Raw genomic sequence first — 9,995 nt, forward strand, 5'->3', positions numbered from 1 at the left:
GGTCGACGGGGCGGCGCAGCCCGAGGCCGCCGCGACGCAGCCGGCCGGCGCCGACGGCAAGCGCGCGCCGCGTGCCGAGACCCGCGCTCCGCGCACGCAGCCGACCTCGCCGCGCGCGAAGGCCGAGCTCGAAGCGACCCAGGCCGCACCGGCCCGGCCCGGCCTGCTGCATCGCGTCGCGCGGGGACTGAAGTCGCTGATCACGCGGGCCCCGCGCAGCCAGCACTGAGGCGCGGTTGGCCGTGCTTGCGACGCCGCCTGCGGGCGGCGTCGTCGTATCCGGCTCCGCGACAGGCCAGGGCGCCGCCCGTTCCAGCCCGGCGCGCCGCGCGGTGCGGGCCACGCGCGATGGATCGGTCGCGGCGAATGGCGCCAGGCCGATGGACCCGTGCAAGGGCGACTCCACGTGACCCGGCAGTCGGCGACCCGGCACGTGGCCTGCAGTCGCGCGTCGGGCGCAGGTGGACCATCTGCGATACTGCCTCGCATGACCGTCCTGCGTTTCGACAACGTCGCCAAGACCTATGGCGGGCGCATCGCGCTGGCCGACGTGAGCTTCTCCGTCGACGCCGGCGAGATGCTGTTCGTTACCGGCCACTCCGGCGCCGGCAAGAGCACGCTGCTGCGCCTGGTCCACCTCACCGAGCGTCCCTCGCGCGGCACCGTGGTGTTCAGGGAGCGCAACCTGGCCAAGGTGCGCGGCCGCCGCGTGGCGCTGCACCGCCGCGAGCTGGGCGTGGTGTTCCAGGACCATCGCCTGCTGGGCGACCGCAACGTGGCGGACAACGTGGGCCTGCCGCTGCTGCTGCGCGGCATGCACCGGGCGGAGATCGCCAAGCGCGTGCGTTCCACGCTGGAGAAGGTCGGGCTGGCCGACCGCGAGCGCGCGCTGCCCTCGCAGCTTTCGGCCGGCGAACAGCAGCGCGTGGGCATCGCCCGCGCGGTGGTGGCCGAGCCGGCGCTGCTGGTGGCCGACGAGCCCACGGGCAACCTCGACCCCGCGCTGTCCACCGAGATCATGACCCTGCTTGAGTCGCTGACCGCGCGCGGCACCACGGTGATGGTGGCCAGCCACGACCTCGCGCTGGTGCGCCGCATGCGCAAGCGCGTGCTGGTGCTGCACGAAGGGCGCCTGGCCGACGACATCGCGGGCGAGGAGGTGGCGGCATGAGCACGCCGGCCCGGACGCGCGCCGCCCGGCCGCCGCGCACGCGCTCGCGGCTGGGCAGCTGGCTCGACCACCACGTCTTCAGCCTCGTGGCCAGCCTTGGACGCATGGCGCGCAAGCCCTGGGCGACCGGGCTCACCGTCGGCGTCATGGCCATCGCGCTCGCGCTGCCGCTCGGGCTCTGGGCGGTGCTGGAGAACCTGTCGCAGTTCACCGGCGACGTGCAGGCCTCGCGCCAGGTGAGCGTCTACCTCGTGCCCGGGCAGCCGCTCGAGCGCGCGCAGGCGCTCGCCGGGCAGTTGCGTGCGCGTGCCGACGTGGCCGGCGTGGACGTGCGCAGTGCCGACGAGGGCCTGGCCGAGCTGCGTCGCCACGGCGGGCTGGCCGAGGCCGCGGATGCGCTGGGGGAGAACCCGCTGCCGCACCTGCTGCGGGTGACGCCGCGCGGCGACGATGCGGCGCTGGCGGCATCGCTGGAAGGGCTGCCCGGCGTGGATGCGGTGCAGCACGACGCGGCGTGGCGGCAGCGCCTGGCGCGCTGGCTCACGCTGGGCCAGCGCATCGCCTGGGTACTGGCCGCCATGCTGGGGCTGGGGGCGCTGCTCGTCGTCGGCAATACCGTGCGGCTGGACATCCAGTCGCGGCGCGAGGAGATCGACGTGCTGCAACTGCTCGGCGCGACCGATGGCTTCATCCGTCGCCCGTTCCTCTACCTCGGCGCCTGCTACGGCCTGCTCGCCGGCGCGCTCGCACTGGGCCTGCTGACCGCGGCCGACCTCGCGCTGCGCGAGCCGGTGGCCGAGCTCGCACGCAGCTACGGCAGCGCATTCCGCCTGCAGGGCTTTGATGCGATGCGGGCAGCCGTCGCAGTTCTGGGCGCCGGGGTGATCGGCTGGCTTGGCGCGGGGCTGGTGGCCGGTCACTATCTCCGCCAGACCCGCTCCACCGGCCGATGATGTGAGCATGGAAAGCCCCGAGCTGCGCCACCTGTCCGCCGATGCCGCGCGCATCATGGTGGTCGACGGGTCGAAGCTGGTGCGCAAGCTCATCATCGACGTGCTCGCGCGCGAGGTGCCGGGCGTGGAGATCGTGGCCTGCGACGGCATCGCGCAGGCACGGCAGGCGCTGGAGGCCGGTGCGGTCGACCTCGTCACCACCGCGCTCACGCTGCCCGACGGCGACGGCCTGGCGCTGGCGCGCACGGTCCGCGCGGCCTCCGGCCAGAAGTACGTGCCGGTGATCGTGATCTCGGGCAATGCGCAGGAACACCTCGAATCGCGGCTGTTCACCGAGGACGTCACCGACTACTTCGACAAGTCGCTGGGACAGGCCGCGCTCGCCACCTTCATCCGCGGCTACGTGCATCCCGAACCGATCGCCGGTGCGCGCGTGCTGTACGTGGAGGACAGCAAGGTCGTCGCGCTGGCGACCAAGCGCATGCTGGAAAAGCATGGGCTGAAGGTGCTGCACTTCATCGGCGTCGAGGAGGCGCTGGAGTACCTGGAGCAGCACCGCGGGCAGGACGACGTCGGGGCGGACCTGGTGCTCACCGACGTCTACCTCAAGGGCGAGCTGTCGGGCCACGACCTCCTCGGGCGCCTGCGCGTGCATTTCGGCTACGGCAAGCGCCGCCTGCCGGTGCTGGTGATGACCGGCGACGCCAATCCCGACAACCAGAGCGAGCTGCTGCGGGCGGGTGCGAATGACCTGGTGCTCAAGCCCATCGAGGAGCGCCTGCTGGTGACCAAGACGCTGTTCCAGCTGCGGCTGGCGCGCCTGCCCGAGCGCGGCGCGGTGGCCTCCTGATCCCGTAGCCGGCTCGCGGCGGAACCCGCTGCGCAGTGGCGAATGCGCACACTGCGCCGCCGCCATCTGCGACCATCGCCGCATGACTGACGATCGCATCCGGCTGGAAGCCTCCTGGAAGGCCCGCGTCGGCGAGTACCTGCTGCGCGAGGACATGCAGGCCCTCGCCGCCTTCCTGCGCGAACGTCGTGCCGCCGGCGTGCCGGTGTATCCGCCGGCGCGCGAGATCTTCGCCGCCTTCGACGCCACGCCTTTCGACGCGGTGAAGGTGGTGGTCCTCGGCCAGGATCCCTATCACGGCCCGGGCCAGGCCCACGGGCTCGCCTTCTCGGTCCGCCCCGGCGTGCCGGTGCCGCCTTCGCTGCTCAACATCTATGCCGAGCTGCAGCGCGACCTCGGCATCCCGCGCGCCGATCACGGCTGCCTGCTGCCCTGGGCCGCGCGTGGCGTCCTCCTGCTCAATGCCGTACTGACGGTGGAGGCCGGGCGCGCAGGCTCGCACCAGGGCAAGGGCTGGGAAGGCTTCACCGACCACGTGGTGGACGTGCTGGCCAACCAGCGCGAAGGCCTCGTGTTCCTGCTCTGGGGCAGCTACGCGCAGGCCAAGGGCAAGCGCATCGACCCGCGCCGCCACCGCGTGCTCAAGGCGCCGCATCCCTCGCCCCTGTCGGCCCATCGCGGCTTCATCGGCTGCCGGCATTTCTCCCAGGCGAACGAGTACCTCGCAAGGCGCGGGGCATCGCCCGTGGACTGGACGTTGCCTCCTGCCGATCGGCTGGGATCCGAGGAAAAGGTTCGAGCCACGGATCGACACGGATGAATACGGATGGGGCGCGCTATTGCGGCAGCGACGCAACCAATCCGCGTGTCTCCGTGTCGATCCGTGGCTGAACATCGCTTCTGAACCCCGGCGACTGCCGGCGGACGTCACTGCCAAGCGGCTGCAATCGTATGCAGCGGTATCTTCATCCCGCGCGCCGTACGCTTCGACGTCCAGTCGATCCGAGCCGCCATGAGCCCCACGCCCGCCTCGCTGCTAACGATCTTCGGCGCCACCGGCGACCTCGCGCAGCGCATGCTCCTGCCCTCGCTGCTGGCCCTGCAGCGCGACGGCCTGCTGCCGCCCGGCCTGCGCATCCTCGGCACGGCACGCAGCGAGATCGACGCGGCCAGCTTCCGCGATGCCACCGCGCAGGCCATCGAACGCTTCATGCCCGTGGCCGATCGCGACGAGGCGGCGCTGCGCGGCCTGCTCGATCGCCTCGACTACGTACCCGCCGCGCTGGGCGACGCCGCCTCGTTCGGGTGCCTGGCCGAGCGCGTGCGCGCGCTGCGCGGCGGCGGCGACGTGGTCTACCACCTGTCCACCGCGCCGCGGCTGTACGGCGGCATCTGCACCATGCTCGACGCGCAGGGGCTCGCCGGGCCCGGCACGCGCGTGATGCTGGAAAAGCCGATCGGCCACGACCTCGCCAGCGCCGACGCCATCAACGACGGCGTGGCGCAGGTGTTCGAGGAGGCGCGCATCTACCGCGTCGACCATTACCTCGGCAAGGAAGGCGTGCAGAACCTGCTCGCGCTGCGCTTCGGCAATGCGCTCTTCGAGCCGATCTGGAACGCACGCCACATCGAGCAGGTGCAGATCACCGTGGCCGAGACGGTCGGCGTGGAGGGCCGCGGCGACTACTACGACGACTACGGTGCCATGCGCGACATGCTGCAGAACCACCTGCTGCAGCTGCTGTGCCTGACCGCGATGGAACCGCCTTCGCAGTTCGATCCCTCGGCCGTGCGCAACGAGAAGGTCAAGGTGCTGCGCTCGCTGCGGCCGATCGGCCGCAACGAGGTCGCGCAGGAGACGGTGGCTGGCCAGTACGCCGCGGGCGCGATCGACGGCCGCGCGGTGCCCGGCTACCTCGACGAACTCGGCCGCGCCAGCCGCACCGAAACGTTCGTGGCGATCCGCGCGCACATCGACAACTGGCGCTGGGCGCGCGTGCCGTTCTACCTGCGCACCGGCAAGCGCATGCCGCGGCGCTGGACCGAGATCTACCTGCAGCTGCGCGGCGTGCCGCATTCGATCTTCCCCGGCGCGCGCGTGGAGCCCAATGCGCTGGTGATCCGCCTGCAGCCGGAAGAGCGCATCGAGCTGCAGCTGATGAGCAAGACCCCGGGCCTGGACCGCGGCGGCGTGCAGCTCTCGCGCGTGGCGCTGGACCTGGACATGCACGAGGAATTCGCCACGCATCGCCGCCGGCTCGCCTACGAGCGCCTGTACCTGGACGCGATCGAAGGCAATGGGACGCTGTTCGTCCGCCGCGACGAGACCGAGGCCGCCTGGCAGTGGGTCGATGCGATCCACGACGGCTGGCGCGCGCAGGGCCTGGCGCCGAAACCGTATCCCGCGGGCACCTGGGGCCCGGGCAGCACGGTGACGCTGGCCGAGCGCCACGGGCACAGCTGGCGGGAGTAGGGCATGGCCTGGGTCGAGCACAGCTACCCCAACGCCGGCGCGCTTGCCGGGGCGCTCGCGGCCGAGCTCGTGCATGCCACGCGGGAGGCGGTCGGGCTGCGCGGGTCGGCGCTGCTGTCGCTGGCAGGCGGGCGCACGCCGCTGCCCGCCTACCGCGAGCTCGCGCTGCAGCCGCTGCCATGGCCACGCGTGACGCTGATGCCGGGCGACGACCGCTGCGTGCCCCATGACCATGCGGCGTCCAACGTCCGCGAACTGCGAGAACTCTTCGCGGCGGCGCCGGGTATCGGTATCCAGTCGCTGACGACGCCGGACGGCGATGCCGACCTCTCCGAGGCGCATGCGCGCGCCATGCTGGGCGCATACCGCGACACGCCTTTCGACGTCACCGTGCTCGGCATGGGCAGCGATGCGCACACCGCCTCGCTGTTTCCGAACGCGCAGCAGCTGGCGACCGCGCTGGACCCGGCCTGCACGCTCGAGGCCCTGCGCATTGATCCCGATCCGCTTCCTCCCGAAGCGCCGTTCCCGCGCATCTCGCTGACCGCCGCCCGGCTGCTGCGAAGCCGCGCGCTGCACCTGGTGGTCACCGGGCAGGCCAAGCGCGCGGTGCTCGAGCAGGCGTACGCATCGCCCGACCCGGTGCGCCGGCCGGTCGCCGCGATCCTGCATGCGCCCGGCGCACGCGTCCACGTCCACTGGAGCCCGTAGATGCCGCTGCATCCCGTCATCGAACGCGTCACCGCGCGCATCGCCGAGCGCAGCGCGATCCCGCGCGCCGCGTACCTGGCGCGGATGGAGTCGATGCGCAGGGACGGCCCGGCGCGCACCGCGCTGGGGTGCGGCAACCTCGCGCACGGTTTCGCCGCGACCGGCCCCGACAAGCCCTTCCTGCGCGGCAGGACCGGCGCCAACATCGCCATCGTCACCAGCTACAACGACATGCTCTCGGCGCACCAGCCGTTCGAGCAGTACCCCGCGCTGATCCGCGCCATCGCGCGGGCCAACGGCGGCAGCGCGCAGGTCGCCGGCGGCGTGCCCGCGATGTGCGACGGCGTGACCCAGGGGCGCTTCGGGATGGAGCTGTCGCTGTTCTCGCGCGACGCGGTGGCCCTGTCGACCGCCGTCGCGCTCAGCCACGACATGTTCGACGGCATGCTGCTGCTGGGCATCTGCGACAAGATCGTGCCGGGGCTGCTGATCGGCGCGCTGTCCTTCGGCCACCTGCCGTGCATCCTCGTGCCGGCCGGCCCGATGCCCTCGGGCATTCCGAACAAGGAGAAGGCCGCGGTGCGCCAGCGCCATGCGCAGGGGCTGGCGTCTGATGAGGAGCTGCTCGACGCGGAGGCCGCGAGCTACCACTCGCCGGGCACCTGCACGTTCTACGGCACGGCGAACTCCAACCAGATGCTGATGGAGGTGATGGGCCTGCACATGCCCGGCACCGCCTTCGTCAACCCGAACACCGCCCTGCGCGATGCGCTCACCGTGGCCGCGGCCGAGCGCGTGCTGCGCATCACCGCGCTGGGCGATGCATACGCGCCGCTGGCGCGGCAGGTCGACGAGCGCGCGATCGTCAACGCGATGGTCGGCCTCGCGGCCACCGGCGGCTCCACCAACCATGCGATCCACCTGGTCGCGATCGCGCGCGCGGCCGGGCTGCGCATCGACTGGGACGACCTCGACGAGCTCTCGCGCGCCGCGCCGCTGCTCGCACGCATCTACCCCAACGGCAGTGCGGACGTGAACCAGTTCGAGGGCGCCGGCGGCCTCGCGTTCGTCATCCGCGAGCTGCTCGACGGCGGGCTGCTGCACGACATTCCCGCCGTGCACGGCGGCAGGCTGCGCGACCAGGCCCGGCAGCCCTGGCTCGACGGCACGACGCTGCGCTGGCGCGATCCGCCGGCCGCCACGCGCGATCCGTCCATCGTTCGTCCGCTGGCCGAGCCCTTCGACGCCGAGGGCGGGCTGCGCCGCCTGCAGGGCAACCTGGGCCGCGCGATCGTCAAGATCTCCGCCGTCGCCCCCGAGCGCCGCCGCATCACCGCGCCCGCGCGCATCTTCGAAACGCAGGAAGCGCTGCTCGATGCGTTCCGCGCGGGGCTGCTCGAAGGCGATTTCGTGGCGGTGGTGCGCGGGCAGGGGCCGAAGGCCAACGGCATGCCGGAGCTGCACAAGCTCACGCCCACGCTTTCGGTGCTGCAGGAGCGCGGGCAGAAGGTCGCGCTGCTGACCGACGGGCGCATGTCCGGCGCGTCCGGGACCGTGCTGGCCGCGATCCACCTCACGCCGGAAGCGGCCGACGGCGGGCCGATCGCGCGTCTGCGCGCCGGCGACATGATCCGCATTGATTCCGATGCCGGCGCGATGGATGTGCTCGTGGATTCGGGCGAGTGGGCCGCGCGCGAGCCGCACCTGCCGAACCTGGCGGCCAGCCGCACCGGCATGGGCCGCGAACTGTTCGCGCTCATGCGCGCGCAGGTGGGCAGCGCGGAGGAAGGCGCCTGCGCGCTGCTCGACGCGAGCGACCGGGAGCTTGGCGCATGAGCCAGCCGCTGCTGGTCGCCGACATCGGCGGCACCAACGCGCGCTTCGCATTGACCGACCTGGATGGCGTGACGCCGCAGCTGCATCACGTGCAGTCGCTGCCCGCCGCCGAATACGCCAGCCTGCAGCACGCGGCCGAGCACTACTTCCGGCTCGTCGGCCTGCGCCCGGCGCATGCGGCGATCGCGGTGGCCTGCCCGGTCGGCACCGACGAGATCCGCCTGACCAACCGCGCCTGGTCCTTCTCGCGACGCGAGCTCGAGCGTGCGCTGGGCCTGCAGCGCCTGCTCATGCTCAACGACTTCGGCGCCGTGGCCTGGGCGGTGCCCGCGCTGCAGGCCGGCGACGCCGTGCATCTGCATGGGCCGGCGACGCTGCCGCTCGCGCCGCCGGTCACCGTGATCGGGCCGGGCACCGGCCTGGGCGTCGCGCTGCTGGTGGGCGGCGCGGCGCGCGGCTGGCAGGTCGTGGAAACCGAAGGCGGGCATGCGACGTTCGCGCCCGTGGTCGAGGAAGAGCGCCTGATCGCACGCTGGCTGGATTCGCTGCACGGGCGCACGTCCAACGAACGCGTGCTCTGCGGCACCGGGCTGGCGCAGATCGACGCGGTGATCCGGCAGCCGGACCGGCCCGCGGGCGTCGCGCCCATGCTGCGCGATCCGGCGGACGTGGTCGCGCTGGCGCTGGAAGGCCACGATGTTGCCGCGCGGCGGGCGCTCGCCCGCTTCTGCGCGATCCTGGGCGGCGTCTGCGGCGACGCCGCGCTCATGCACGGCGCACGCAGCGTGATGATCGCGGGCGGCATCGTGCCGCGCTTCGTGCCCTTCCTGCGCTCGAGCGCCTTCCGCGAGCGTTTCCTCGCCAAGGGGCGCTTTGCCGCCTATCTCGAGAACGTGGCCATCCACGTCATCACCCATCCGCAGCCGGGCCTGCTGGGCGCGGCGGTCGCGCTGCGCTCGGAGCTGGAGTCGTCGCCATGATCTGGACGCCGGAGACCCGCGCGGCGCGCGTGGATTCGATCCTTTCGCAGGCGCCGGTGCTGCCGGTGCTGGCCATCGAGCGCGTGGAGGACGCCGTCCCGCTGGCGCGCAGCCTCGTCGACGCCGGCCTGCCGGTACTCGAGGTCACGCTGCGCACGCCGTGCGCGCTGGACGCGATGGCGGCGATCGTGCGCGAGGTGCCCGGGGCGGTGGTCGGCGCCGGCACGGTCCTGCGTGCGGAGGACTTCCGCGCCGTGGAGGACACCGGCGCGGTGTTCGCGATCGCCCCCGGCGCCACCGCCAGGCTCTACGAGGCGGCCGAACTCACCGCGCTCGCCTTCGTCCCGGCGATCGCCACCGCCAGCGAACTGATGGCCGGCATGGAGCAGGGCTATCGGCGATTCAAGTTCTTCCCGGCCGAGGCCGCGGGAGGCATCGTGGCGCTCAGGGGCTTGGCCGGGCCGTTCGCGGACGTGCGCTTCTGCCCGACCGGCGGCATCGACGCCGCCAGGGCGCCGGGCTACCTCGCGCTGCGCAACGTGATGACCGTGGGCGGCTCCTGGATGGTGCCGGCGGATGCGCTGGCCGCGCGCGACTGGGCGCGCATTGGTGCGCTTGCGCGCGAGGCGGCGTCGCTGCGCACGGGCTGACCGCATGGCGCATTGACGCAGACCGCGCGGCGCGTCATGCCGCGTCGGCCGCCGCGCGCGGCACTGCCATGAGGCGGCTCGCGGCAAGCGCGAAGGCGACGGTGAGCAGCAGCGTCACGAACATCAGGTGGATGTAGTGCGGCGGCGGCGCCAGCAGGCCGCGTGCGGCCAACGGTGGCCAGCCGAAGGTGAAGAAGGCATACAGCAGGCTGCCGAAGACCAGCGCCCAGCGCCCAGCGCACCGCGCGCGCATTGGCGCCCTAGGGCCTGTTAACACTATCGCAACGATTCGACGATCAGTGCGAAGTGGATGAAGGCCGCGAACATGACGTCGAGCTTGTCGAAGCGGCTGAAGATGCGGCGGAACCCTT

The 9,995-nt window shown here is 72.6% G+C and carries 11 protein-coding genes and 1 pseudogene; 10 read left to right on the forward strand and 2 right to left on the reverse strand.

Annotation, left to right across the window (positions count from 1 at the left end):
- From EYQ95_RS26500 to EYQ95_RS25140, 10 genes are all read left to right on the forward strand, one after another.
- The coding region (locus EYQ95_RS26500) for a hypothetical protein (protein WP_207916668.1) at window positions 1-229 on the forward strand (229 nt) is incomplete at its 5' end.
- 258 nt (window positions 230-487) lie between these two features.
- Window positions 488-1,171, forward strand: coding sequence for a cell division ATP-binding protein FtsE (gene ftsE, locus EYQ95_RS25100; RefSeq protein WP_132331768.1), 684 nt, complete (start codon window positions 488-490; stop codon window positions 1,169-1,171).
- A complete protein-coding gene (gene ftsX / locus EYQ95_RS25105) occupies window positions 1,168-2,124 on the forward strand; it encodes a permease-like cell division protein FtsX (protein ID WP_132331770.1) in 957 nt (318 codons plus the stop codon). The genes ftsE and ftsX overlap by 4 nt, the downstream gene beginning before the upstream one ends.
- Before the next feature lie 7 nt (window positions 2,125-2,131).
- Window positions 2,132-2,974: a response regulator gene (locus tag EYQ95_RS25110; protein ID WP_132331772.1), complete on the forward strand. Its 843-nt coding sequence runs from the start codon at window positions 2,132-2,134 to the stop codon at window positions 2,972-2,974.
- Window positions 2,975-3,056: 82 nt separating this feature from the next.
- Entirely contained in the window at window positions 3,057-3,794 is a 738-nt protein-coding gene (gene ung / locus EYQ95_RS25115) for a uracil-DNA glycosylase (protein WP_132331774.1), read from the forward strand.
- Window positions 3,795-3,986: 192 nt separating this feature from the next.
- Complete coding sequence (gene zwf / locus EYQ95_RS25120) at window positions 3,987-5,447, forward strand: glucose-6-phosphate dehydrogenase (protein ID WP_132331777.1); 1,461 nt, start codon at window positions 3,987-3,989, stop codon at window positions 5,445-5,447.
- Window positions 5,448-5,450: 3 nt separating this feature from the next.
- On the forward strand, window positions 5,451-6,158 hold the full coding sequence (gene pgl / locus EYQ95_RS25125) for a 6-phosphogluconolactonase (RefSeq protein ID WP_132331780.1): 708 nt from the start codon (window positions 5,451-5,453) through the stop codon (window positions 6,156-6,158).
- Complete coding sequence (gene edd / locus EYQ95_RS25130; RefSeq protein WP_132331783.1) at window positions 6,159-7,994, forward strand: phosphogluconate dehydratase; 1,836 nt, start codon at window positions 6,159-6,161, stop codon at window positions 7,992-7,994.
- Entirely contained in the window at window positions 7,991-8,974 is a 984-nt protein-coding gene (gene glk / locus EYQ95_RS25135) for a glucokinase (RefSeq protein WP_132331784.1), read from the forward strand. Before edd ends, glk begins: the two co-directional genes overlap by 4 nt.
- Window positions 8,971-9,624: a bifunctional 4-hydroxy-2-oxoglutarate aldolase/2-dehydro-3-deoxy-phosphogluconate aldolase gene (locus EYQ95_RS25140; RefSeq protein ID WP_132331785.1), complete on the forward strand. Its 654-nt coding sequence runs from the start codon at window positions 8,971-8,973 to the stop codon at window positions 9,622-9,624. Before glk ends, EYQ95_RS25140 begins: the two co-directional genes overlap by 4 nt.
- 34 nt (window positions 9,625-9,658) lie before the next feature.
- On the opposite strand, the gene EYQ95_RS25145 is transcribed toward EYQ95_RS25140, so the two are convergent.
- On the reverse strand, window positions 9,659-9,877 hold the full coding sequence (locus tag EYQ95_RS25145; RefSeq protein ID WP_132331786.1) for a hypothetical protein: 219 nt from the start codon (window positions 9,875-9,877) through the stop codon (window positions 9,659-9,661).
- A 23-nt stretch (window positions 9,878-9,900) separates the two neighbouring features.
- Window positions 9,901-9,995, reverse strand: a pseudogene (locus EYQ95_RS25150) (IS5/IS1182 family transposase); the annotation flags it as partial.

The organism is Lysobacter sp. N42, from assembly GCF_004344885.1.